Annotated in this window: 18 protein-coding genes and 1 tRNA gene; 6 read left to right on the top strand and 13 right to left on the bottom strand. The window is 47.4% G+C overall.

Going from position 1 to position 24,040, the window contains the following annotated elements; genetic code table 11:
- Positions 1-328 precede the first annotated feature (328 nt).
- On the bottom strand, positions 329-1,129 hold the full coding sequence (locus F0L74_RS25875) for a lysophospholipid acyltransferase family protein (RefSeq protein ID WP_149840801.1): 801 nt from the start codon (positions 1,127-1,129) through the stop codon (positions 329-331).
- A 459-nt stretch (positions 1,130-1,588) separates the two neighbouring features.
- The gene (gene ung / locus F0L74_RS25865) at positions 1,589-2,263 is read right to left on the bottom strand and encodes a uracil-DNA glycosylase (protein WP_149840800.1); all 675 of its coding nucleotides are present in this window, start codon (positions 2,261-2,263) and stop codon (positions 1,589-1,591) included.
- A gap of 136 nt (positions 2,264-2,399) precedes the next feature.
- On the opposite strand from ung, the gene F0L74_RS25860 reads away from it, so the two are divergent.
- A tRNA-Arg gene (locus F0L74_RS25860) sits at positions 2,400-2,473 on the top strand.
- A gap of 303 nt (positions 2,474-2,776) precedes the next feature.
- On the opposite strand, the gene F0L74_RS25855 is transcribed toward F0L74_RS25860, so the two are convergent.
- Both F0L74_RS25855 and F0L74_RS25850 read right to left on the bottom strand, forming a co-directional pair.
- Positions 2,777-3,526, bottom strand: coding sequence for an HNH endonuclease family protein (locus F0L74_RS25855; protein WP_149840799.1), 750 nt, complete (start codon positions 3,524-3,526; stop codon positions 2,777-2,779).
- Positions 3,523-5,154 (bottom strand): AAA family ATPase, encoded by a 1,632-nt coding sequence (locus tag F0L74_RS25850; RefSeq protein ID WP_149840798.1) that lies wholly within the window; start codon positions 5,152-5,154, stop codon positions 3,523-3,525. The genes F0L74_RS25855 and F0L74_RS25850 overlap by 4 nt, the downstream gene beginning before the upstream one ends.
- A gap of 151 nt (positions 5,155-5,305) precedes the next feature.
- Here F0L74_RS25850 and F0L74_RS25845 point away from each other — a divergent pair, with 151 nt between their 5' ends.
- The 5 genes from F0L74_RS25845 to F0L74_RS25825 all read left to right on the top strand — a co-directional run bounded on the left by F0L74_RS25845 (position 5,306) and on the right by F0L74_RS25825 (position 9,282).
- A complete protein-coding gene (locus F0L74_RS25845) occupies positions 5,306-5,695 on the top strand; it encodes a VOC family protein (protein WP_149840797.1) in 390 nt (129 codons plus the stop codon).
- A gap of 273 nt (positions 5,696-5,968) precedes the next feature.
- Positions 5,969-6,181, top strand: coding sequence for a type II toxin-antitoxin system HicA family toxin (locus F0L74_RS34155; protein ID WP_368732372.1), 213 nt, complete (start codon positions 5,969-5,971; stop codon positions 6,179-6,181).
- Between the two features lie 25 nt (positions 6,182-6,206).
- Entirely contained in the window at positions 6,207-6,617 is a 411-nt protein-coding gene (locus tag F0L74_RS25835) for a type II toxin-antitoxin system HicB family antitoxin (protein ID WP_149840795.1), read from the top strand.
- Between the two features lie 383 nt (positions 6,618-7,000).
- Positions 7,001-8,251 carry an alpha/beta hydrolase family protein gene (locus tag F0L74_RS25830; RefSeq protein ID WP_149840794.1) on the top strand — a complete coding sequence of 417 codons (1,251 nt, stop codon included), beginning with the start codon at positions 7,001-7,003 and terminating at the stop codon, positions 8,249-8,251.
- Between the two features lie 95 nt (positions 8,252-8,346).
- A complete protein-coding gene (locus F0L74_RS25825; protein ID WP_149840793.1) occupies positions 8,347-9,282 on the top strand; it encodes a hypothetical protein in 936 nt (311 codons plus the stop codon).
- Positions 9,283-9,410: 128 nt separating this feature from the next.
- On the opposite strand, the gene F0L74_RS25820 is transcribed toward F0L74_RS25825, so the two are convergent.
- The 9 genes from F0L74_RS25820 to F0L74_RS25785 form a co-directional block, all read right to left on the bottom strand.
- Complete coding sequence (locus F0L74_RS25820; RefSeq protein ID WP_149840792.1) at positions 9,411-11,780, bottom strand: ABC transporter permease; 2,370 nt, start codon at positions 11,778-11,780, stop codon at positions 9,411-9,413.
- Positions 11,781-12,072: 292 nt separating this feature from the next.
- The gene (locus tag F0L74_RS34150) at positions 12,073-12,336 is read right to left on the bottom strand and encodes a DUF6520 family protein (protein ID WP_368732371.1); all 264 of its coding nucleotides are present in this window, start codon (positions 12,334-12,336) and stop codon (positions 12,073-12,075) included.
- 84 nt (positions 12,337-12,420) lie between these two features.
- On the bottom strand, positions 12,421-13,473 hold the full coding sequence (locus F0L74_RS25815) for a hypothetical protein (RefSeq protein ID WP_149840791.1): 1,053 nt from the start codon (positions 13,471-13,473) through the stop codon (positions 12,421-12,423).
- Between the two features lie 2 nt (positions 13,474-13,475).
- Positions 13,476-13,931: a MauE/DoxX family redox-associated membrane protein gene (locus tag F0L74_RS25810; protein WP_149840790.1), complete on the bottom strand. Its 456-nt coding sequence runs from the start codon at positions 13,929-13,931 to the stop codon at positions 13,476-13,478.
- 210 nt (positions 13,932-14,141) lie between these two features.
- Positions 14,142-14,471, bottom strand: a complete 330-nt coding sequence (locus tag F0L74_RS25805; protein ID WP_149840789.1) for a hypothetical protein — start codon at positions 14,469-14,471, stop codon at positions 14,142-14,144.
- A gap of 3 nt (positions 14,472-14,474) precedes the next feature.
- Positions 14,475-16,436, bottom strand: coding sequence for an outer membrane protein assembly factor BamB family protein (locus tag F0L74_RS25800; protein ID WP_188316161.1), 1,962 nt, complete (start codon positions 16,434-16,436; stop codon positions 14,475-14,477).
- Positions 16,437-16,447: 11 nt separating this feature from the next.
- Positions 16,448-18,289, bottom strand: a complete 1,842-nt coding sequence (locus F0L74_RS25795) for a Kelch repeat-containing protein (RefSeq protein ID WP_149840787.1) — start codon at positions 18,287-18,289, stop codon at positions 16,448-16,450.
- A gap of 10 nt (positions 18,290-18,299) precedes the next feature.
- Entirely contained in the window at positions 18,300-21,860 is a 3,561-nt protein-coding gene (locus F0L74_RS25790) for a hypothetical protein (protein ID WP_149840786.1), read from the bottom strand.
- Positions 21,853-24,039: a hypothetical protein gene (locus F0L74_RS25785; RefSeq protein ID WP_149840785.1), complete on the bottom strand. Its 2,187-nt coding sequence runs from the start codon at positions 24,037-24,039 to the stop codon at positions 21,853-21,855. Before F0L74_RS25785 ends, F0L74_RS25790 begins: the two co-directional genes overlap by 8 nt.
- Position 24,040 lies beyond the last annotated feature (1 nt).

Below are 24,040 nucleotides of genomic sequence, written 5' to 3'. Positions count from 1 at the left end.
AGGAGAGAGCAAGGAAAGAGCTATTTAATATATAAGAGCCGGGTTAGATGCCCGGCTTTTTTGTGGGGTAACAGCAAGGGAGATGCCCCCCAGGCAGGTTGGTTAGGGTTTGTATTGACTTTATTACCCCGGCTGGCCCTGACGAAGCGGGAATTATTTGAAGCGGGAACGGCAGGACATTGACGGCAGGGAGTCTGACGGGCCTGCGTATTAGTAGCCAAAGTTTGCACGCGCATACGTAACCGGAGAGCCGGTAAAAGCGCAAAGATCCGGTAATGTGAAACAGGAGCCGTGGAAATTGAACGCAGCTGCGGTTCTGAACGATGATCTAAGTGAAATTAGGCCTGGGATCGCCTGACCCCTGCACCGGCCGGGGGCTTTTCCTATTGTTATACTGCTCTATATATTCCCACATCATTTTAAAGACCTGCTCCTTAAGGGCAGGCATATCCTCTCTGGTGAGGCCCTGGGTGGGTACAGGGGGCAGAAAATGAAAGTCAATAATATGCGGGAGTGCGTAGAAAATACGACCAGGCGGCAGGATCTTGCGCGTATGGAACAGCAAGGCGGGCATGACAGGGCGCTGGGTATCTATGGCCAGGTTAAAGGCGCCATCATAGAACTCGGTCAGCGGCTGATCCGTTTTGTTGCGGGTGCCCTCCGGGTATAATACCATATGCATGCCTGACTGGAGGACCTGCTTCATTTCCTCAAAACTCTGGCGGCGGCTGTTTTCGTCCTTCCGGTCTACCAACACGCTGTCCATCTTATAGATCATGCCAAATAGGGGCAATTTGGCCATTTCCATCTTTGCCAGTGTTTTATTGAAGCCAGGTACGCCGGGGGTAGTTACCGGCACATCCATCAGGGAATTGTGATTACAGACAACCACATAGTTAGCCCCGGGCTCAAAATACTGCAATCCTTTCCGCCTTACCGGACACCCTATGAGGGGCATGAATATCTTCATCCAGCCACGGGTCAAGGGAAAGAACCAGCGCAGCCTAGGGGGATCCGGCAGCCGGGAAATAAGCCACATAGGGATGAATACAATGAATAGCGTAACGAGGAACAACGATAGTGCATAGGCGCAAAACAAACGGCCAAGAACGTTCTTTAACCTGCTCATAATTAATCGACAGTCAAGAAAATTATAGGCTCCTTATAGTTGTGGGGCCTTTATTCAAGGACTAATTTAAATAATATATCGATATAAAAGTTGGGGGATTGTGGGTGGTGGGGATGGGTTCCTGGGCGGCTTTGGTTAGTAGGCAGCCGAGGGATAAGATATTGATATTAAGATCGCGGCTGTTTCAGGCGGCGGTCTATGGGGCGAGGACGGCTTTGGCCAGCTGGCAGCTGAGGAATAACATATTGATATTAAGATCGTGGCTATTCTAAGCGCCAGTCTACGGGTTCCAGGACGGCTTTGGCCAGCAGCTCATTGGTCTTGGAGAAGTGGCGGCAGCCGAAGAAATAACATATTGACATTAAGATCGTAACTATTCCAGACGCCAATCCACGGGGTCCAAGCCGGCTTTGGCCAGCAGGCAGCTGAAGGAATAACATATTGATATTAAGATCGTGACTATTCCAGGCGCCAGTCCACGGGTTCCAGGCCGGCCTTGGCCAGCAGTTCATTGGTCTTGGAGAAGTGGCGGCAGCCGAAGAAACCTTTGTCCGCGCTGAAAGGGGAGGGGTGGGCGGCTTTGAGGATATGGTGGCGGGTAGCGTCGATAAGCACTTGTTTATCCTGCGCAAACTTTCCCCAGAGGAGAAATACCACGTTTTCCTTCTTATCGGATATTCTACGTATAACGGCATCCGTGAATGACTCCCAACCTACCTTGCTGTGGGAAGCGGCTTCGCCGGCGCGTACCGTAAGCATGGCGTTGAGCAGGAGTACGCCGTGCTGTGCCCATTTGGTGAGGTTGCCACCGCTGGGGATGGGGAGGCCGAGGTCCGTCTTCATCTCTTTATATATATTAACAAGGGAAGGCGGGGGCGGAACTCCGTCTTGTACGGAGAAACAGAGGCCGTGGGCTTGTTTGGGACCGTGATAAGGGTCCTGGCCCAGAATCACGACTTTTACCTGGTCGAAAGGGGTGGTATTGAATGCGTTGAAGATCAGGTTGCCGGGAGGGTAGATGGTTTTACCCAGGGCTTTTTCATGTTTGAGGAACATGACGATCTCTCCAAAGTAGGACTTGGCAAATTCATCTTTTAAAACATCTTTCCAACTGGCTTCGATTTGTACATCCATGGCTAATGATATTAGAAAAACGGCTAAATTTGAATATTGAATGAAAATTTTTTATAAATTTGCACTCCCAAAAAGGAAGATAAATATAGGGAAATATTTTGCTTCGGGGAAATTGAGGGGATAAATTGAGCATACTGGACCGGTAGCTCAGCTGGATAGAGCAGCTGCCTTCTAAGCAGCAGGCCATTGGTTCGAATCCAATCCGGTTCACACAGGGAATTAAAAAAAGTGAAGTCTATATGGCTTCACTTTTTTGTTTTGGAGGGTATCCCGCTGAAGGCGGGGAGGTCGTTGGTTGGAGTTGAATCCGGTTCACAAAAAACAAAAATTCTTCAAAATCAATCATTTTGAAGAATTTTGGGGTTCGACATTTTCTTTATCAAAGCGAAGGGAATGGCGAATATTTGATTTTAAGCATTTTAATGGTTCGGGGTTAAATTTCCTATTAATGTTTAGCTTTCCTCAATATTGATCGACTGCTATTTCAACCATAATGTATAGAAAATTCTAAGATCATTTCTGCTTGTTCTTCAACAAGAGTCGTTTCTGTAAGAAAATAGAAAGTAGCTTAAAAATGTCATCGCCAAAGTTCTGAGCAATCATATTCGAATAGGGGCTTTGCGGATCGAGATAGCGTACCACGATGCGGAATAAAAATTTTATAGACTGATTAATATAAGTGCCTGATTGTTCTTCTTTGATAAGATGATAGATGGTATTCAATATTTGAAAAACGCTGTCAAAAATCCTTATCCGTTCCTCTACCAGATGCTGTCTTCCACTTCTGCCGGCGCCATTGTCATTATTCAAATCGAATAGTTTTATAGTCTCTTTTGCCCGATCTATAGAACCAGCTCGATTATTCATGGGATACAGAATGTGCCCTATATATACCAATTCTGTTTCAATTTTTTTTGCAGTGCTATGGTTCCATTTGTTTCCTCTAAGGTAGGTATTGGGTGAAAAAATGTTTAGATGGACCGGTGTGCTTTTCAATGTATTGCAACGCTGACACCCGTAATGAAGGTTAAAAATATCTTTCACGTAATGGCTATAAACGGCAATTCCTTTGGGATAAAAGTGTTCAATTTGATAAAATGAAGAATGTTCTGGATAGCTGCCGCAAAATGCACAACAGCCGGAATATAAAATCCGGATTATATCTTTTACCCGATCTGAATCATTATAATGATTAACATTCTCCAAAATGCCTTGTGCTTCAATAACCAGCGGATCCGTGGCTAATTTTTCTACATATCTCATGGCTCGCGATTTAATTCGTTATAGAGATCATTTATTTTATCCCTGAGATCAAACGCATTTTTAACGGCATTGATCGGGTCTCCTGATTGGCCGCGTTTTTGAAACTCATCATCTAAAATTTTACGCATGGCATCCCCGGCACCCTGGTTCCGATAAGTGATCTTGAATTCATCTAGTAATACTTCCTCAATGCTGTAAGCATTGACGTTTTTTATTTTTTCACTACGAAATTGACCTTGTTCATCGTTGTAAAATCTTAGCACATTGGAATTGTTCAATAAGGCGGATTTCATTAGTAGCACCGGCGAATGTGTCGCAAAAATGAAATGTGAGCCTGTAATACCATAGATGTTCTCCGCGATCAGTTTGAAGTTTAATGGGAACTCCTGCTGCCACTTCGGATGCAAACTATTTTCTGGCTCATCAAATAGGATTATACAATTATTAAGCTGTTTTGGTAACGGCATATCCGAAAAATAGCTAAATAGCCGCAATAAATTTTTTTGACCGGAACTCATGACATCTATCGAATTGCCATTGGCGAAAATCTGAATGTCCAATATATCCAGTGAGAAAAGCATGTTTAATAGGAAGCTGTCAAACTCTGATAAGTCAGAATCCTCTGTTATAAGCTTATCCCACATGTCCTTTTGCTCATCGGTAATTCTAACATTTAAAGTTTTTTCTGCGTTGAGCGCGTCGATATCTACTCGAAGGAATTCCTCGATCCTTGCAATGATATGATTAGCCCTGATATTTTCGAAAAGCTCCTTAAAAGACATTCCGAAGTTAAAATATAACTTAAAGAAGAACGGTGAACGGTAAACGGCATTTAGCACTGATAATTCAAGCTGCGAAAGGCCCTCGGTAATAAACCTTTCGTTATTATCTATTTGAATAGTATTAATGAAGCTGAGAAAAGAAAATATGGTAATGTCGAAACTATTATTTAACACATAAATTGATTTATTGTCTTCTTTATTCTTCACCGTGCGCGCGGAAATCGCCAGTCCACAACGCAATGTCCACTGAGTCTCTTCAGTACCCAAAAATCGACCTAGATTTTTTAGCTTTTCATCGTTTTTAAATCGTATCAAAGAGTTTAAGAAAAGGATTTTCGTTTCGTTTAGCTGGGTAGCATAGTTGAAGCTCCGAAAGCGAGCATTCGGGTGGATAATGGCTTTTTCATAAGTTCCATTAATGAAAATCAACTGTGCATCATAATATTTTAGGAAGTCGATGTCATTTGTTCCGGGGGCGATGAAATCCTTATTGTAAATCTGGATATTTATTAAGTCCTGTGCGCCGTTGGTATTTGTTTTAAATTGTTTATAATAGCTGCTTTCAGGATTAAGATTTATAATCGCGTCTAACCTTGGTTCGTTCATTTTCGAATTCCAGTTCGAATAATGGATTATATTTCTCAAAAGAACACTTTTGCCAATCCCGTTATCTCCAATAATGAAAGTGTAGTAATTTTCTTTAGTCGATCTATCAATATTGAACACTATGTCGGCGTGGTGCTTCTTTAGCAAATCGTCGGTTTCGCGTTCGCTATCGTCAAAAAAATTGATCTTTGTATCACCAAATACTTTATGGTGGTTATAAGAAACAGATAAAATACGCATGTATGATAAGTATAAGTTTGATAAAGATACTTATTAATAGTATTCGTATTTGACATGATCTTCCCATTTTTTGATCACACAATTAACCATCAGTATGGCTTCACTTTTTGTTTCAGGCTTGTTATCTTTATAACCGTAAATCAGACAGCATATGACAAAACTTGACCCAATAATCGCTGTAAAAGATGTTGAAGCCAGCTCCAAATGGTATCAATCAGTCTTTGGATGCAGCAGCATGCATGGAGGCAAGACATTCGATATACTTGTGGCGGAAGATGATGAAATCCTGCTCTGCTTGCATCAATGGGGAGAACATGACCATCCAACCATGACAGATGCTACAATTACTCCTGGTAATGGATTAATCCTGTATTTCAGGACAGAAAATATGGACATAATACGACAGAATGTTGAACGAATGGGAGGTGCGGTAGCAGAGGACATTCATCTTAATCCAAACTCAAGAAGAATGGAATTTGCAATTAAAGATTTAGATGGTTATTATCTGATCATAACAGAATTTCATCGATATGAAGGCTAAATCAGGTTAGACAATTCGACTATAAGACAAAATAGATTTTCTTTCCGCTGTGTTCTTTCCCCTCGTAGTTATTTAGTCTTTGTCAAGCTCCTCCATCATAACCTATTAATTGCAGATTCTCCGTTAGTTTGTAGGTGCCTCCAAGCATAGTGCTTAAAAATCTACATTGGTTAACAGCTAGTTAACTCCCTTCTCTAATCAGTTTCATATCTTCATCAGGTGTTATGTTTATAACATAAATGTTATAAAGTTATTTTGTTAACTATAACACAAATGTTATATTTGTGTTGCCAACAAGCATTCATGAAGTTTTCGGAATTGTATCGTATGTTGGAGAGGGACGGATGGTATGTAGAACGAACTAAGAAACACCGTGTATATGTGCATCCAGAGAAAACCGGATCAATACCAGTGGGAAAGCATGTAGCGCAAGAGGTCCCCAAAGGAACGTTAAACAGCATTCTAAAACTGGCGGGTTTGAAGTAATCCAGCTTTCAAAATGGGATTATGTATGAGAAAGAAAAAAATAACGGTAATTATCGAAGCATCTTCAACAGGATTTGGCGCCTATTCAGATGATTTACCAGGAGTTACTGGTTATGGAGGCACCGTAAGAGAAGCAAAGCAAGATTTGCAAGACGCTATTAGCTCTGTGATGGAAGTACACGTAAGGAGAAAAACCGTGCCAGAGACATGGCTAAACGGTGGTAATCTCGATTTTGTGTACAAATATGACATGGCAAGTCTTTTTGAGCATTTTGGTATGTTAGATATCACTAATCTGGCTAAAAGGATTGGTATTAACCCATCATTACTCAGGCAGTACAAATCCGGTCTCACTCTTGCGTCCGATAAACAGAAACAACGTATTGAAAAAGGGCTTCATGCACTTGGGGAGGAGCTTTTACGTGTTCGTTTATAGGGTTACCGGCATTTTTATCTTCCAAGCGGTTTAAGAAATGCACAATTCCTGTTCGTAAAGGAAAGTAAAGTCAATTAGCCCGGTTGTGCTTCAGTGGAATTCGCTGGCAATAAAGCTGAGCCACTTTATAGATGATGCCTTTATGCTGTGTAATGACAGCGAGAAAAGCGTTATTGTCAGGTTGCGGCGGCATGTAGCGGTAGAGCTTTAAAGAATTATGTGATTTTATACAATCATTATTCGTTGTGCCGGTAAAAAAATCACATCAGCATGGAAATTATTTATTTTGGCGCATAAGTATTATCTTTTAGTGGGACAATTTGTTCGGTTTGTAATCATCAGCGCTGTCATGAATAACTTGTTTGATTAATGAAACGGCGGTTATGCCAAAGAGAGCATCATTAATACTCCTTCTGCTATTTATAGTACTGCAACCTCTTCTCTCCTGGTCGCAGGTACTTCCTTTGCCTTCCGGTAAATATGGTGTAGGACATCGCCGTTTTGAATGGACGGATACTTCGAGAAGGGAAATATTGGCTGCGGCCAATAGCATGCGTAAGGTCGTGGCTGATGTATGGTATCCTGCAGGTGTTAACGGGGGTACAACAGTTCCTTATCTTGATACACTTGCCTTTTCCCGCGCGTTTGGAAATGACGGACTACAGTCGCTATTGGGCGTACAAGGGGCGGCCGTTATACGGTCAGGTAGTGTACAAACCCATGCTTACGAAAATGCAGCTTTTGCCACGGGGCTAAGGTCTGCTCCGGTGATCTTCTTTTCCCATGGGATGGGGATGATCACCCAGGTATACACCAGCCAGATCGAGGACCTGGTAAGCCATGGTTATATAGTAGCGGCGCTAACTCATGCTTATGATGCATGGCTGGTTTCATTCAGTAATGGCGGGTATATACCTTTTGAGAGAGCACAACGTGCCGCAGCCGGTAATACAGAAACGGAGCATATTGCATACGAGAACAAACGCATTGAGTGGTGGGCAGCCGATATACGTTTTGCGTTGGATCAATTGACTGCCATTAATGGGGAGAAATCCAAGGAAATTCCCTTTGCAGGTTATATGGATTTGAGCAAGGTTGGCGCAATGGGCCATTCCGCGGGTGGGCGTGCGGCAGCCCGCGCCTGTCAGTTGGATACACGGATAAAAAGCTGCGCTGACCAGGACGGGGTAGCCATGATGCAGCCATTTTACCCGGATGGACATGGCGTGGGAATGAAACAGCCTTTCCTGCTCTTTGAGCGGGACCGCAACCGCACACCGGGCGAAGAAGACGCGGCATCGTTGGGCATGACACTGCAGGGGCTCATAGCGCTTGTGGACAGCCTGCGTAGTAAAAAAGCGGCTGCATTGGCTTCTACAGGCGGCAGCTTTCATGTGTTACTTCATTTTGACAGCTCAAGTCATATGAGTTTTAGCGATCTGCCTTTATTGCAGGCAAAAAGCAGTGTGGAAGAGGCGTTGGCGTACCGGGTGTTGCAGGTGACCTGCCGTTATACACGGGAGTTTTTCGACAAAACGCTGCGGGGGATTGCGGCGCCGTTATATGATGGAAAGAGAAGGCTTGATTATATCGATCTTGTTCAGGAATATCCGAAAGCGCGATCAATACCCTAAAAATGACATCCTGCGCTCCATTTTTGTTGATCCTTAATATACATGGTATCCTAAAAACGCATATTTTGCCTGACTAAACGTGACAAAATCAGGATATGTTATCGAGAACGGCTATTGCTTTATTGTTTTTGGTTGCTGCTACTACCGCTAAGGCACAGGATCTAAAATGGATACCCTTCGAATGGAAAGGGGATTCTATTTCCGGGAGATATTTTGACAAATCGGCTATCCTTATCCCCCTTACAATTGATAATATTCCCGCCAATTTTAATATGCAGTTTGACCTGGGCGCCGTGAGGACTGTTATTTATGGAAATGCTATCGAACCTTATTTAAATGCGTACCCGGATTTCAAGCACAAAATTGATACATCGAAGCAATTTTTGATCCAGGGGGCGTATAACCCCATGTTCACCGGTGTTGCGCTCAAAATGGGGGCTGCTACGTTCAGCAATGCTGAAGTAGGGTATTTTAAAGACTTTGGTGGCAGTATAGATCCGGACTCAATATCAACTAAAACAGCTAAGCATATTGGAACGGTTGGACCTGACTTGTTTCAAGATAAAATTTTGATAATAGATTATCCTAATAAAAGAATTGGCGTATGTCAGGAACTGCCGAAGCAATATAAAGCAGCCACTTTTCAACCATTTCAGCATGATGGTGGAAGAATAAATATCCCGCTGGTTATTAATGACAGCACCCGGTATTTAATGTTTGATACGGGTTCCAGTCTTTTCACAATGACAACACTAAAGGAGGATGCGCTTAAAGTGGCCGGTCCTGCAATTGTAGATTCTTTAGCGGTGTTTAGCTGGGGTAAGGAATTAACTTTTTATGGTGTTAAAACTAAAAAGGCGATAAAGTTTGGTAATAAGGTGCTGAATGGCAATGTTGTTTACTTTGATGAACAGGAGACGTTTAAGGATTTTTACAAATTTGCGAAGATCTGGGGGTTAACAGGGAATGTTTTCTTTTTGAAGAATACGGTTATAATTGATTATAAGCATAAGCTCTTTGGCGTGTTATAAGCCAGCCGGCCGTTCCGGTTTATGCATTGGTAAAAAGCGGCGTCCTAAATTGCTTTTGAGACGCCGCTTTTTATTTTCATGTACTTCCCGCGTTTACAATGAAATAAATTAAGTATTAGCGTTGCTACTTATTCTGACCTCAATGATTGCACCGGATTCATCAGGGCTGCCTTTACGGTTTGAAGGGACACCGTTAGGATCGCAATGGTTGCCGCCATTAAACCAGCCAGCACAAACACCCACCATTCGATATTAATATGATAGGCAAAGTTCTCCAGCCAGGTGCTCATGGTGTACCAGGCTACGGGAGAGGCTATGGCAATAGCCACCAGCACCAATTTGAGAAAATCTTTTGAGAGCAGGACCGCTACATTACTTACGCTGGCGCCCAACACTTTTCTGATCCCTATTTCTTTGGTACGCTGTTCTGCCGTGAAAGCAGAAAGCCCAAACAGACCCAGGCAAGCCACCATGATGGCAAGCAAGGCAAAACCGCTGAATAATTGTCCTATTCTCTGCACATCCGCATACATGCGGGCAAAGCGTTGATCAAGGAAAGTGTACCTGATAGTTTGATGGGGTGCAAAGTCTTTCCATACTGATGTGATGGATGGTATAATTTGCTTCATATCAGCAGTATTCACTTTTACGGATAAAATAGAGTTACTGCTCCCCAGCACTAAGCAAAGTGGCCTGATGTTTTTTCTGAAAGATTCAAAATGAAAATCTTCTATCACGCCAATAACGGACCAGGTCTTATCTGTATTGGTAATACGTTTGCCCAGGGGATTTTTAAAGCCGAGCTGCCTGGCCATAGTCTGATTAATAATTACGGCCTGTGAATCTGTAGGCATGTTAGGGGAAAAATCCCTTCCAGCCATTATATGCATATTCATCGTTTTAATGTAATCATGGTCTACCACCCATTGCTGGCCTGATACCTGGGTGTTTTCCTGTAATTTTCCTTCTTCAAAAAACAGGTTGTCGTCGCGCTTGGTTCCAGTAACGGGCAGGTAATCACTGATAGTAGCATTACTCACGCCAGGCAGTTGTAACAATGCTTTTTTAAAAGCCGGTAGCCTGTCCCCTATAGTATTGGTCCCTTGTATCACTAACACCTGTTCTTTATCAAATCCAACTTCTTTGTTGAGTATATATTTCATCTGGCGGTAAATGACAAACGTACCGATGATCAATGCAATGGATGTGGCAAATTGGAAAACAACCAATATATTCCGGGTGTTGGAACGTTTGTTCCCATGGCTGATGTTTCCTTTGAGCACATGGATGGGCTGAAAGGAAGAAAGATAGAAGGAGGGGTACAAGCCGGCCAGCAAGCCAATGACCGCCGCAGAAACAATCAGCAGTGGCGCCAGCCACCAGGTATTCCAGGGAATGCTCAATGATTTGCCTGACAGGGTATTAAAATAAGGCAGCAGTAACCAGGCAAGCAGTATTCCCAGGGCGAAAGAGAGGAAGCTGAATAACAGAGATTCGCTAAGGAATTGCCTGATCAAGCTATTGCGGCTAGCGCCTATAGTCCTTCTGAGACCCACTTCCCTGGCCCTGTTGGCCGATCTTGCAGTGGAAAGATTGATAAAGTTGATAGCGGCTATAATAAGGATAAAGCCGGCAATGGCTCCAAAAAGCCATACAAGGCGTATATCGCCATAGGTTAACTTGTCATTTATGCCTGAAGATCTCAGGTGGATATCTTTTAATGATTGTATTTCAAGACGCACTTTTTTAAACAGTTCAATAATCCCTTTATCGCCGGTTCTTTGTGCACTGGCAACCAGGTATTTTTGTTTGGCAGTTGACAGCTTTTCCTGAAATTTTGCTGCATCTGTGCCCGGGCGTAATAAAATATACACATGATAATTGGTGGCCAGCCAGTGTGTTTGTTCACCCGGCCAGAACTCAACTCCTTTCAGGCTAAGCAGGAAATCACACTGAAGATGGGAGGTTTCGGGGAAGTTTTCTATCACTCCACCTATTTCATAAGTTTTTTTGGGTTCGTCATTTAATATGAGCGTCTTGCCAACGGGATTTTCATTTGGGAAATATTTGTCTGCTTTACGTTTTGTAATCACAATAGTATTTGGCCTGTCAAGGGCATGAGCAGGTGAGCCGTAAATAAAGCGGACCTGGAGTATATCCAGCAGCTCCTGGTCAGCAAGGATAATGCCCTCCTCATAGGTGTTCTCTTCTTTGTCTGATCTCCTTACCTGGGCATTCCCTGCACCAAAAAGCTGGCTGTCTGAAAAGCGGCCTGCCTGCTCAACTTCGGGGAAGTCCTTTTTTAACGCGTCTGCAAACGGAGCAGGCAAATAAGTACTTCTGGTGTCAGGTGAGCCCCAGTCAATAATCGCTCTGTAAATACGCGCAGCTTTGGGATAATTGAGATCATAACTAAGTTCATGCCGGGTATATAAGGCAATCAGCAAACAAGCGGCGATGCCTAAAGCGAATCCTCCTATTTTAATGAAGGAATACATTTTATGCCTGGATAGATTCCGCCAGGCGGTGTTAAAGTTGTTTTTAAACACGCGCAGTTTTTCTTCTTCCTCACAAGAATATTGCCATCTCCTCAAAATATCGCATATCGCCCTATTACACGTTTTTGTTTCCTGTCATCTGTTCGAATTTGAACAACATTGTTCAGATGCGAACAATTGGATCTTTTTGAAATGAACTGGCGGATAGCAGCCTGGGCGTTTGTTAGTACGTTTTTGTAGCGTAGTATATAGGAAGCCTGGCGCTCGTGGCCAGGCTTCCTATATTTAATGGTCAAGGTTGAGAGAGCACAATACTGCTGCATGTTCCATCGGACTCCAGGCGTAGCAGCTGGACTGTCTTACCATTTGACAGCGTAACCCTGCAGGTGTTGAAGCCGCCTCCACAGTAGCCTCTGTATACGCAAGGGGAACCCTGGTCAGGAACCTGCTGGAGATTCGTATAACCATTTCCAGGAAATCTGGCGTTGGAAGCAAAAGCGCCGGCTATAGCAAGCGCGAATACGGCTGCTGATAAGCCCATTTTTTTGTAGTTCATGCAATGAAATTTTCTGATGCGGGTGGGTGCCTACTATTTTCTACAGGTTTTCGGCTTCGCCTGTTCTATTGCAATAGAATAACGTTAGTTCATTGGGATGGAATAGGTATTTAGCGTGCGGTCCTGTAAGGCGAAGAGCTGGTTGTCTTTTACCATAAAGTCCGTGATACGCTCCTTTCCTTTGAGGGGAATGTAGAGCGTATGGAGATATGTTCCTTTATCGAGTGAGAAGATGTCTATGATATCATTTTGCTGCCTGACCTGTTTGTTTTCGTTATCTGCCAGGAGGGATGACAGTATATAGATCCGGTTGCCGGCTATCCTGGCGCTGTTGTTTACATAGGTGGGCGGGGCGGAGAATTTGCTGTCGCCGGTAGCTATGTTGGCGACCTGTATTTTTGCGGTAGTATTGGTGTCCAGGGTGTGGGCGGTGTAGATCACGTTCAGGTTGGTGTCGAGCGTTATGAATTCGTTCCGGTAGTGATAGAGGTAAACCAGTCTGCCTGTTTGCTGGTCATAGTCCAGGGTGCCATCGGTACAAAAGATACCGTCTACCTGTTTGATGATAATGTTTTTTCTTAGTGTTATGTATGGGGAATCTGTTTTTATTTTCACCAGGATGTTTTGTTTATTACCCAGGGAATCTATGTGGATGCTGCGTGATATGAAAGAAGTAGGAGAGACATTTTGCAGCATGTTAAAGAAACAGCTTTGCGGCAGGAAACGGCTCATTTTCAGATCATCCAGCTTGCCGCTGTAGAGGGCAGGGGTGGCGCCTTCTGCCATATAAACGCCGGCGGAGTTTACCATTATGCGTGATTGTTTCCAGGCGTAGCGTTCTCCCGGCGGGAGTTTAAGCGTTAAGGACTGGGGGTCTTTCAGGTGCTGATCAACCGATAGCAGGTGCAGCGAGGCGGAATAGTTACCTAAATAAATATGTTCGCTGGTATAACCTGCTATATAATAGGCGGGATACACCAGTTCCAGCGTGTGTTGCAGCACGGCTGTTTGTGGCTGGTTACGGTTAAAGCCGTTTTTACGATCGTTGGGCTTGTCTGAAAAGGCGTATAGCGCCAGGATAAGCGAAAGGGAAGCCAGCACGCAAAGCGCGGCAAACCGGAGGGGCTTTTGCATCATGGTTAGTTGGTTAGGCCGTGAATGAATCTATTTTTGACAGGGGGATCATTGGGCTGTTTTGTGTGCAGCCACATGCCCAGCAGCGCCAGCAGTACAAAGAAGATATTAAAATACAGGTGCTCTGTCCAGCTGAGGCGGGAGATAACGCCGCCGCATGAACAGGGTATTTTTTCAGCGAATGTGACCAATACGATAATATAGGTAGTGAAGAGGACCATGATGGCAAAGGAGGCATAGAGGCCCAGCCGCCGGTAGGGCGGGATGGACAAGAGCAGGGCGATGATTATTTCAACTACGGGGACGGCTATGGCCAGTGCCGGCGCAAAGCGGGTGATAATCGGGGATTGTCCAATGACTGCCCGGAAATTTTCGTAGTCGAGGAATTTGCTGGCGGCGGTGTAGGCGAATAAGAGAATGAATAAGAGACATATGATCTCCAGTACCAGTTTTCTTAGCATGGAATTACGGGTTTACAAGTTTATAATGTGATCTTACGAGGCTGGGCCTGCAAGCAGCTATTGTTTTATTGGAGAATGGTTGAGATGGTTACCGGGTTCGCACGGGTGTCGCTGGCTATTGTAACTAATTTCCGGTGATATTTTGAGGATGTTGTTATCATTTTCGAACAATCTTTGGTCATTTTGGACAGACGGGGGGATCGTAGCGTTTCACCATTTCTCAAACTCCCAATCCCTGGGTACCACCAGCCCTCCCTGGTTATACACCTCCTTCACCAGATCCAAACTCTCCTCAAACGTACATTTTTTTACATGGGAACCATTTTTGCCTTTGTCCGGGATATCTGCTACCCAGGTATCCTCTCCGGTGTTCATAAATTGCAGGCAGCCCTCGCCGGGCGCTACCAGTCCCCAGAAATTGTCCTCGAATTCTGTTATGTCATGGAAGGATTGGAGGGCTTCCATCAGCGTCATTTGTACCGGTTCGTCAGAGGCGATGCTGTTGTTTGTGTTATAATCGCAATAGAATACTTTCATCATAATTTACAATCCCGTTTTGCAGTGCAGTGTTGCGCCCATCCGGACACTAAAACCGGATTGTAAAATAATACCTTTTCCGGCTTGGATCACTATATTTTGATTACCGGTAATGGTTTTGCCTGCCACGTTAACCGTTCCTTCCGTGCGGTACAGGTATTCGCTTTTGAAATCGTTGCTATTGTTGAGGGGGATGGTGATATTGTCTTTAAGGGCAAAACCTGTTGGGCTGATGGTGTACAGGTGATTATCGTTGCCTGTTACCAGCGTGCCATCGGGGGCCAGGAGCAGACGGTTGCCGGCCAGGAGGCCTTTGGCGTCTTCAATTGGCAGGGTAGGGAAGGTGGTGGCGCCGGGCGCTACCATGGTGAGGGATTGTTTGCCCTGTTCTGTGCTTAGTGCGTATAGATTGTCGTTGGCGTCTATTACCAGCGCGCTGGCCGGGTTAAGGTTTTTAGTGGCTGTGGCGGACTCTTTGGCGCCATTGGATAAGGCATACGCCTCTACCTGGCCGTTGTTGATAATAAAAGCCTTGCCGGCGCCTATTACGGGCTGGGAAAGCACTTCCGGACCGGTTTTGACGGTTTGAAGGAGCTGGCCGTCCCGGGTATCTATGATGTAAAAAGCGTTGCCTTTCCTGAGGCCGGTGGTAATACAGAGCCGGTTGTTTTTTACGGAGGGTACGGGTATGTCTGTAGTGAAGCTGGTTTTAAGGGGTGTTTGCCATTTTATGAGGCCGTCAATGGTATTTAGTGCGGTGATGTTGCCGCTGGTTCCATCGTACACGTAAAGGGCCTGTTCTGTTTCACTGAGGGCGGGTATACCGAATTTGTTGCCGTTGGCCGTATAGATCCATTTAAGCTTGCATTCCGGTTGCGGCGTGTAGGCATAGACGCCCTGATTGGTGGATATGTAGATGCTGCCATCGAAGCCGGTGATGGGGGCGGCAACGGCCTGCGCGTTGTTTTCGAGTTGTTTGTTGCAGATGAACTGGAGTTTATCCGGGTTCAGCACGGCCAGGGTGCTGGCGGCGTTTCCGGTCATGCAGTAGATATTGCTGTTTCTGTCTGCTATAGGCCCATATTTTACCAGGGCCTCTGTGGATGCCTGTGTTAACCGGTAGCCCCCTTGGGACATGGCAAGCAGCTGGTACATGGGCTGCGATGCTGACTGGTAGGCGAAGACCAGTTTATCCTCATTCAGCAGGGGATCGGATTTGATGTAGTTTTCGCTGAATGTGTTGATCAATTTAAAGCCGGTGGCGGTGGTATTGGATTGCCAGGGCAGCATGGCGGTATGTTGCGCGTCATACTTGTATTGCGGCCAGCTGTTTTTCCGGGCGTGGCCGGCGGGCATGTGGTAGGTGATGACCAGTTTGGGCTGTTTGCTTCTGTCGCCGGAGCGTTCTGTGTAGTAGCGGTAGGTTTCTGCTTCTTCGGCAGCCAGCACGCAGTAGAAATTGCCTTTGCGTTTTGCCACCCAGGTGCTGCCGTCCGTTATATCCGGTTGCAGGTGTACGGCCTGCGCTATGTCTGTCTGGGATACCTGGCTGAGGGCCGTGCTGGAGGAGTCTGCAATGTTGATGATCTGGCTGCCCCTGGCGTTATTGAGCTCATAGAGGCTTACGCCTTGTTCGAATACGGAGGAGGTGTTTTTTACCTTGTTCAGGTAGATCAGCAGATCGACGGTATCGATAACAGCGCCTGCCGGTATGGCGGCTAAACTAAACTGCAGATAGGCAGAATAGTCGTGGTTGACTTTCCTGCCGGTGGTGGAAGAGGAGATGAATACGTAATTGTCGTCACTGCAAAAGGCCCTGGTATCCGGGTTAACGGTAGCCTCGCCCGGCTTTTGCGTTTGGGTGAGGTTGGGCAGGATGACCATCGTCCTTTGATCATTATACTGGGCGGTGGCGTTGATGGCCATCAGCAGTATTATTATCAGGCAGCGTATAATGCGTATGTTCATAGTAGTTGTTTTTATGGGATAGGACATGAGTAATACAGGCTGGATACGGCGGTATGGCCTTTTGTGATGTAGGCGATCACCACCGTCCATGCGCAGCCGTTGAATCCTATGGAGGTCATGGCGAAACTGCGCAGGTTATCAAATATAGGCGGGAGCTCCGGTTTGTTGATGCCTGCCAGTGGAATCCATTTATAGTAGTTGTTGCCTGTATCCACGCCAACTATCCAACTGCATTGTAATTGTTTTTTATCGCCGGTAATATCGTTTGAGAGCATGTAGCGGTAGGTATTGGAAGGATCCGGGTTGGTGTTTTTGGCGGTGCGTACGTAACACATGGAGGCCGCGGTGAGCCAGTCATCCCCGTAATTGAGGTCTGCTGTGCCGTTACCGTTGCGGACCTTTATCCAGCTATTCCCTTTATACATCCAGAGATCGTTGAGCGTGCTGCCGTTGTAGCGGGCAGCGCCGCCGCCTATCCAGATGCTTTGTGCGCCTTTGATGTCTGTTTGTACGGTGGCGGCAAACTGGCAGCGTTTGGGAAAGTCTGTATGGCCGGTGGGTACGGCTGTCCAGTTGATGCCATCAAAGCGCCATACATCGTTCAGGCCGTTGCCGTTTTTGTCTGCGCCGCCAATGACCCAGATATTGTTGTTGCCCTGTGGATCAGGATATATGATGCAGGCGTGCATAGCGCGTGGTTTCATGGCATCTGGCGCGCTAATATGCCTGATGCCGCCTGTGTTCAGATTAACGGCTGTAATGGTGTTCCTGCACAGGTTAATGTCTACTTTGCTGCCGCCTACAAAAAACAGCTCTTCTGCTCCAAAATGTACGCAGGGGCAGTGTACCAGCTCCAGCGGGATAGTTAATTCCACGGGGCTGATCACGTTGTCTTTGCTATCCAGGGCGCTATAGGTGTGCAGCATCCAGTTAAGGCCATCCGGCGATTTCCAGATACAGGGCAAGCCGGTTGTGGCGGAGGGGAGGTCTGCCTTTTTCTGCATAATGGCCCAGATCATGTCATCGGCCTCGTTTTGTACGAGATCGAGCACGGTACTTTGCTCCGTTATGTATTTATCGTCATTTACCGGTACCGAGCGGCTAAAGTTATCCATCACGATCCAGTCAGGGCTAGCTGGTACTTTAATATCGGCAACGGTGTTATCCTGGGCTTCCATGGCGCCGTCCCTGGCATGCAGGTAAAATGGCGGTGCGGGGAATGTGCCTACGCTGCCCAGGTGTATTTTACCGGAGAAACGGAAAGGTTTTGTTTTATCCGCCACGGTTTGCGTATTCACGATCTGGCCGGACTTATCTTTTAGTTCACAGATACTGGCATTGAGTGTTTCGTAGGTAATGGTGATATCTGTGCTTTCCCGGGTAATGGAAGGGTTGATCCTGCAGCTCCTGATAATGGGCTTTTTAGCGGCTACCAGTATGGTGCTGAAGGCGTAATCGTCCGGGTAATTGCCGATGGGCTTATCGCTTACATTCTTTAGCTTAAACAGGATAGGCGCTGAGGGCGGCAACTGCTGACCCTGGATCTTCTGCACACTGGCGATCTTAAACTGGATCCAGTTTTTGCAGGCCTTAAAATTGGTTTGTGCTATGAAAGTAAAGCGGATCGTGCCTTTGGGTGAACCGGTAGGGTTTACTATACAGTTGGCGGCCGGGCTGGTGATAACGGGCCGTATACGGTCCCAGTCCACAATATTGGCCAGGCTTTGCAGATCCACCTCAAGGTATTTTATCTGGGTGGTACTGTCAGGGTTACTACAAACAATGGCAAAGCTCACATCCGCATTGGTATCTGATATTGTATTGTCTATTGCTTTTAAGCTGTATTTGTCCATAGCAGAGATATTATTGATTATCTGACGGCGGTAGTAGTGATAGATACGCTTCCTGTATCACCTGGGTGTTGAGCGCGCCGGTTTGTAATTGTGTTTGATTGTCTATGTTGGTTTGCAGCCAATCGCCAGTTGTTGTTTGTTGTTTCAGTACCCATTGCCGGTTTGGCTCTGCGCCAAGCGGTACAAAAGGCGCTGTTGGCGCGCCCAGGAAGGGGGCTATCAGCATATCCAGCTCCATATGGTGCAGGCCCGTGGTATGGATGGCCGGCAGGTCTATGAACTTAACGGGGAGGACGCCTGCATGCGCCTGTACGCCGCCCCTGGGATCCATGAGGATGGTGATGGCTTCCTGTTCCGTGGTATTGAATGTAAGCGTGATGTCCTCCAGGGTGAAATAATCGCTGGCAGGTTTTTGCATGCCAAAAGGAACGTGCATCTGCTCAAAGCCGTTGTCTTTAAAATAGCCTATCAGCCCATCTTTGTTGTTACGGCTATCGCCCAGGGCTATGGGAAAAGCGGTATTGGCCAGGCCGGGTGGCTGTGTTTTAGTGGCTTCCGTGATAGTATGCTCATTGTTCTGTGGTTGGGCGGGTAATCCCTGTAACTCCAGTTTCAGCGATGCCCTTACCAGGGCTACGGGCTGTCCCATAAGGCCTGCCAGGCCGGGGGCTTGTTGTCCCGGGGAAGTGGAGAGGAAAAGGGCGGTACGGTTGCAGAGATCAAATAGTGCGTGCAGGGCATTACCACCATCTGGCTGGCCTGCGCTGTCCAGGGCAGTGAGCAGGCCATTTACAAAGCCCAGCAGGTAGCTGTTATGGATGGCCTGTTCCGGCGTTAACGTATTGGCAGTGCCGGGCGGGTTGTTCCATTGCAGCTGTAACCTGTCTTCCAGGGAGGTGAGTTTTAGCGCGCCGCATTTAACGCCGCTGGTCTCATATATTTCGAGCGACTGGTCCAGGAAATCCGGCAGGAGCCAGCCGCAGACCGGGTTTGTAAGCGGATCGTTGCTGCTTTCTTCCAGCGGGCCGGGTTGGGCGCTGCACCATCTGAATGAGAGGCGGGCGGGCTGTATCACGCGCGGGGCAAGTGTTAGCTGGAAACCATTGTTTAACTGGTTCAGGGTTTCTGCAATGTGCAGATAGCCTTTGCCCACCGGCTCACCATTATTATCCGGGTCGATGACCTTTTTTACCTGTCCAAAGGCGTCTGTGATCCAAAGCCGGGTAAACTGCAGGTGGCCTGCCCGGAGGGGGAAGAAATTGGGCGTGTTGCCGGATGTTGCAGATACGTCCGGGAAGAAATAGGCTTCCCGGGTGGTGTAATCGTTCAGGCTATTATCTGGTAACAGCGCGCCATTATTGTTATCGGGATCCTGGAGCAGCGGGAGCTGTATGCTGTGGCGGCGCATGAGCAGGCCGTCTGAAAAGGAGCCAATGGCCTGTGACACATGCTGGCCCGGGCTTATGCCTTCCGGTAGCCTTTGCTGTAAGAAGCTGGTGACCATATCTGTAAGCAGCACTTTACCGGCGTATTCTATGGCGTTTGTGGCATCCGGGGCGGGGCCTTTGTAATGGTACCGCTTATCCTGCCATAACCAGTTCTCCGGGTTGTAAGACCATTGCCCGTTACTGTTGGTGTAGGTGGGGATGAATTTTGCGTACCATACCAGGTAGATGGGCGTCCAGGGATGATGCCAGCGCTGGATGCCGCGGGTGGCAAGCAGTTGGGTAAGGCTATCGTGGTCCCAGGTTGCCGGTTCTATGGTAATGTAATCAAGGAGCCTTACGCCTTTGAATTTATCTGTTGGCGCGGTGGCAGACAATTGCAGCATATTCCGCAACCAGGCAGCCAGCGCCTGTATATTGGCGGTGTTGCCGGGTTGGTCCTTGTAATATTGCTGCGCCCATATGGTCGTCCAGGAGGGATCGAAGAGAATGGCTTCCTGGTATAACTGGCTGATGAGTGTTATGTTGTTTGCAAGTGAGCCCAGCGCTTTGAGCGCAAGCGGGATATCGCCTGTGGTGATGGTGGTATTTGTGCCGGTAGGGCTATCGTTCAATATAAGCCCTGCGATGATGGCGGGTGCGGTGCGGCAGGGCAGCTGAGGGCCATTGCCGGGATCCTTATATTTTGATGAGGCGGTTATACCGGGGCCGGAGAACAGCACGGCAGGATCGTTTGGCTGCCAGTAGCGCGGCATTTTTTTCTGTACCAGCTCAAAATCCGTTTTATCGCGGAAAGCGGGCATCTGGTTGATGAGGGTCTGCTGTGTGGTGACGGCCGCCTCTTGCTCCGTTATAGCCCTGGTGGTGGCGTCTATATCATTCCTGAGCCGATCGCGTTTGGCCGTAAGCGTTGCAAGTAGGTCCGGCGTTTCACTGGCCATGATGATCTTATCCGTCAGTGCGCGGAACTCCAACAGGAGTGATCTTTTATTTTGCCGGCTGCGGTCTGCGGCTTGTTGTGCTGTATTGATCTGTTTGAAAGCCGCGGAAAGGCCGGGATTGGCGGCTGCATCCGGAAAGCCCGGCAGCGTATGCTCTTTATCTTTTTGTTCGATCTGTTTGATCTCCCAAAGCGCGCCGCCGTCATAGGCGGTGTAGGTATGGTTATCTACATGGGTGTGCATTTCTGTAGCATCCACATTATCTTTCAGCACATCGTAGAAATAACCGTTAAGTAATTTTTCTGCCGCGCCGGTTTGCCTGGAAAGCTGTGCGGCTTTGGCTTCGAGGGATGTGAGGCCTACGCCGGTATTGACTTGTGCGCCTTTTGCGGGCAGTACATACTGCTGTGCCGGATCCCAGTTAACGCTGTGTATAAAACCATGGCAGAGAATAGCGGTGGGAAAATTCTTAGGATTCTGGACACCGTCTATCTGCCATTTGCTTTTTATGTTTTTTTTGAGGAGGTCGTCAGCATTTTGCAGGGGCTCAATGGCGAGATCTGAGTACCAGCCTGTTACCAGGTAAGAGAATGTGGTGGCGGTATTCTCTACACCGGCCAGATCATCCCAAAAGCCAAATACGTTGCGGCAGTACTGGTAAATAGCCGCAAAGCTGGCGTTACCGGGGCCTATGGCGGTGAGGGGCGTATTGCTACGGGGTTGCTCCTGTGCCCAGTCATCCAGCAGGGTGGTTTTGCCTATGTTATGGGAGGTGGAGAAGCTACCGTCCGGGTTTTGTACGGCCCAGGTGCTTTTATCAGATTGCAGATCGCTGATGTGATCACTTTCCAGCAGCCATTTTTTGAGGACCGGCTGGCCGTTCAGCAGGTGTGTCCTGATCACCAGCCACCTGTTAGGCACGGCGGGGAACAGGGCTTTACCATCTTTGTGTATACCATTGGTAAGCGCTGCCGGCAGGGCCCAGTGCAGGTGAATGCCTTTTTCGCAAAAGCCGCCCTGCTGCAACTCTTTAAGATCGGCTGGTTCCAGGCGTGTGCCCTGGCGGGAGGCCAGCGCTTCATAATCTATATAAAAGCTTTTCCAGTTGTAGCCAGGATCTTTAGCGGTAGTTTCATCTACCACCAGCGCTTCTATTTTTATGGGTACTAATATTTGCTCACTCATGATGCCAGTTATCAAAAATGTTCAGCGTGTATATAATGGGACTTTCGAGCAGCTGAAAGGCAAGATCAGCGGATGTAAGCGCCGGTGTTCCTTTTTCTGCAATGGCCGTTGCGATTGTTTTCAGGTCAAATACGCCGTTGCTGCAGGGCAGGGGAACGGTGGTCTGGCCTATGTTGCCTGCCGTGTCCCGTAGTGTTTTCTGGTAGGCGTTGCCATTGGCGTCTACGGCAAAGTGTATGCCTTCCGGTGGTTGTATAAACTGCAGCTGCTGTACTTTGCCAGCAAATACGCAGAGCTGTATATCGTCTGCCAGGCGCTCTATTTTCAGCGGGTGCTCCATCCAGGCGCCCGTATCGTCTTTGGCAAAGATCTTAATGCCTTTCCAGCCTGCTATCAGTTGCGAGCGTATAAAGTAACCGGTGATGTGGCCCGTGATGGTGGCCGGTAGTGGTACGGCCTGGCCTTCCCCAGAGGGGATAAAGGGCGCGTTCTTTTTGTTGACGATGATATTAGCGGGAAGGAAGCGGCCATCTTTGAGCATATTGAGTAAAGCGACGGAATCATCTGATGCTACGATGCTGAGCGCTCCGCCCAGCAGGGCTTCTATCCACTCATAGTCTATATAAAAAGTACCTACGGCTTCTTTGGCAACAGTGTCCCCTTCGCGGCTGATGAGATAATCTTCATGCGGGATGAGGTAGTTAACGGGCACACCTTCCAGCAGGAACAGCTTGCCCAGCCAGTCTGTGATGGTTTGCGGTATTTCCGGCGCGGCGTTTTCACTGCCGGCTATATTATCGAGCTGTTGCTGAATAGCTGCGGGATCATTGGTAAAAGGGACAGGCGTTGCATCAAACGATTTTTCCATGTTGTAATGGCTGGCGAGAAAAGTTTTCATCTTTTCTTCCATTGGTGTAGCAGCAGCTGATAGCTGTTGTGGGAACAGGTTGCTGATCTGTTGCTGGCCCGCGGTGTTCACCACTTTCCGTTTGCCTTGTAGCTTCCATTGATACAGCGCGGTGCTGAATGTTTTGTCTTTCAATGCCAGCAGGCGGCCCAATTGCCATGCAGCGGCGTAGGAGATATCCATTAGCCCTGTCTGATGATCAAAACGGAGGGCGGCGTCTGCTGTTTTGAATATCCTGGTTTTGGGATCGGCCGGCAGAAAGTTGGGGTTAAAAGGACCCCGGTACCAGGAATAGGTTTGCGCGCCGTTACGGGTGATGTGCGGCAGCAGTGTATACCCGTAGTTGTAAGATTGTTTCAGCGTATCATCGGTCTTAGCCGGGTAGTTCATTTTAAAGGGGCTTACATGCAGTCCTTCGCAAAGCTCCCGGAAGTTTTTGCCGGCGGCTATGGTAAAACTCCATGATTGCAGCACTACCAGGCGTACTTTGTTTTTGCCTTTGTTCTCTATGTATTGATTAGTGTTGAAATAATTCTGATAACCTTCCAGTGATACGAGCAGCACGGTGTTCCTGAGGGCGCTGGATGGGTCTGCGGCCCTTACGGGCAGGCGGTTGCCTATAAGGGTGGCAAAGTATCCATCATCCCCAATAGCTGCGCGGTCTTTGCTTTCGTTTACGTCTACCTTGCGTACATGGGCCAGGTAAGGCAGATCCTCTTTAGACGGTGCTACCTGTTTAAAAAGGGGGAGGGGAATGTCTATTACATCGTATTCAGTGGCTATATTTTCCCAGGGCGCCAGTTTGGATATTTCTGGTATAAACACATCTGTACCGGGATCCTGCAGGCTTTTTTTACTGCGGATGGTATCCTTTAGCTCGTCTTCACTCAGCAGGAGCAGCGCCATCCAGGGGGCGTGGCGGTCCGGGTTATTAAGCCTGAATGCCGTGGTACTATGTGGCGCTCCGTCTATGGTACGCTCCCAGGGCAGGGTACGCCGGTTAAAGACGATCTGGGGCAGGGTGGTCTCGAAATGGCCCGTGAGGTCTTTAGGCGGGTACATGGCGTATACGGCTGCCTCTTCCAGGGCAAAGCGGGGAGCGCCCACCCATACGTTTTTGGTGGCGGTCTCAAAATCACCCGGTTGAGCGCCTGTTACGTTCACGGATACGGTAGCGCTGATGGTATACTCTCCGGCCATGAGCTGTGGCAGGCATTCATGCATGAATGTGAGCTGTTCCGGCGCTTGTAATATGTGCTGGTCGTTGGCCATT

Origin of the sequence: Chitinophaga agrisoli, from assembly GCF_008386695.1 — a bacterium.
GTDB lineage: Bacteria > Bacteroidota > Bacteroidia > Chitinophagales > Chitinophagaceae > Chitinophaga > Chitinophaga agrisoli.
The sequence above is the reverse complement of the archived record's forward strand: the minus strand, read 5'-3'. Positions and strand labels throughout refer to the sequence as shown.

What these genes read in the sequence shown, in the direction of transcription:
- F0L74_RS25875 (WP_149840801.1), bottom strand. Translation starts at nt 1,129, where the DNA reads ATGAGCAGGTTAAAGAACGTTCTTGGCCGTTTGTTTTGCGCCTATGCA.
- ung (WP_149840800.1), bottom strand. Translation starts at nt 2,263, where the DNA reads ATGGATGTACAAATCGAAGCCAGTTGGAAAGATGTTTTAAAAGATGAA.
- F0L74_RS25855 (WP_149840799.1), bottom strand. Translation starts at nt 3,526, where the DNA reads ATGAGATATGTAGAAAAATTAGCCACGGATCCGCTGGTTATTGAAGCA.
- F0L74_RS25850 (WP_149840798.1), bottom strand. Translation starts at nt 5,154, where the DNA reads ATGCGTATTTTATCTGTTTCTTATAACCACCATAAAGTATTTGGTGAT.
- F0L74_RS25845 (WP_149840797.1), top strand. Translation starts at nt 5,306, where the DNA reads ATGACAAAACTTGACCCAATAATCGCTGTAAAAGATGTTGAAGCCAGC.
- F0L74_RS34155 (WP_368732372.1), top strand. Translation starts at nt 5,969, where the DNA reads ATGTTATATTTGTGTTGCCAACAAGCATTCATGAAGTTTTCGGAATTG.
- F0L74_RS25835 (WP_149840795.1), top strand. Translation starts at nt 6,207, where the DNA reads ATGAGAAAGAAAAAAATAACGGTAATTATCGAAGCATCTTCAACAGGA.
- F0L74_RS25830 (WP_149840794.1), top strand. Translation starts at nt 7,001, where the DNA reads ATGCCAAAGAGAGCATCATTAATACTCCTTCTGCTATTTATAGTACTG.
- F0L74_RS25825 (WP_149840793.1), top strand. Translation starts at nt 8,347, where the DNA reads ATGTTATCGAGAACGGCTATTGCTTTATTGTTTTTGGTTGCTGCTACT.
- F0L74_RS25820 (WP_149840792.1), bottom strand. Translation starts at nt 11,780, where the DNA reads ATGTATTCCTTCATTAAAATAGGAGGATTCGCTTTAGGCATCGCCGCT.
- F0L74_RS34150 (WP_368732371.1), bottom strand. Translation starts at nt 12,336, where the DNA reads ATGAACTACAAAAAAATGGGCTTATCAGCAGCCGTATTCGCGCTTGCT.
- F0L74_RS25815 (WP_149840791.1), bottom strand. Translation starts at nt 13,473, where the DNA reads ATGATGCAAAAGCCCCTCCGGTTTGCCGCGCTTTGCGTGCTGGCTTCC.
- F0L74_RS25810 (WP_149840790.1), bottom strand. Translation starts at nt 13,931, where the DNA reads ATGCTAAGAAAACTGGTACTGGAGATCATATGTCTCTTATTCATTCTC.
- F0L74_RS25805 (WP_149840789.1), bottom strand. Translation starts at nt 14,471, where the DNA reads ATGATGAAAGTATTCTATTGCGATTATAACACAAACAACAGCATCGCC.
- F0L74_RS25800 (WP_188316161.1), bottom strand. Translation starts at nt 16,436, where the DNA reads ATGAACATACGCATTATACGCTGCCTGATAATAATACTGCTGATGGCC.
- F0L74_RS25795 (WP_149840787.1), bottom strand. Translation starts at nt 18,289, where the DNA reads ATGGACAAATACAGCTTAAAAGCAATAGACAATACAATATCAGATACC.
- F0L74_RS25790 (WP_149840786.1), bottom strand. Translation starts at nt 21,860, where the DNA reads ATGAGTGAGCAAATATTAGTACCCATAAAAATAGAAGCGCTGGTGGTA.
- F0L74_RS25785 (WP_149840785.1), bottom strand. Translation starts at nt 24,039, where the DNA reads ATGGCCAACGACCAGCACATATTACAAGCGCCGGAACAGCTCACATTC.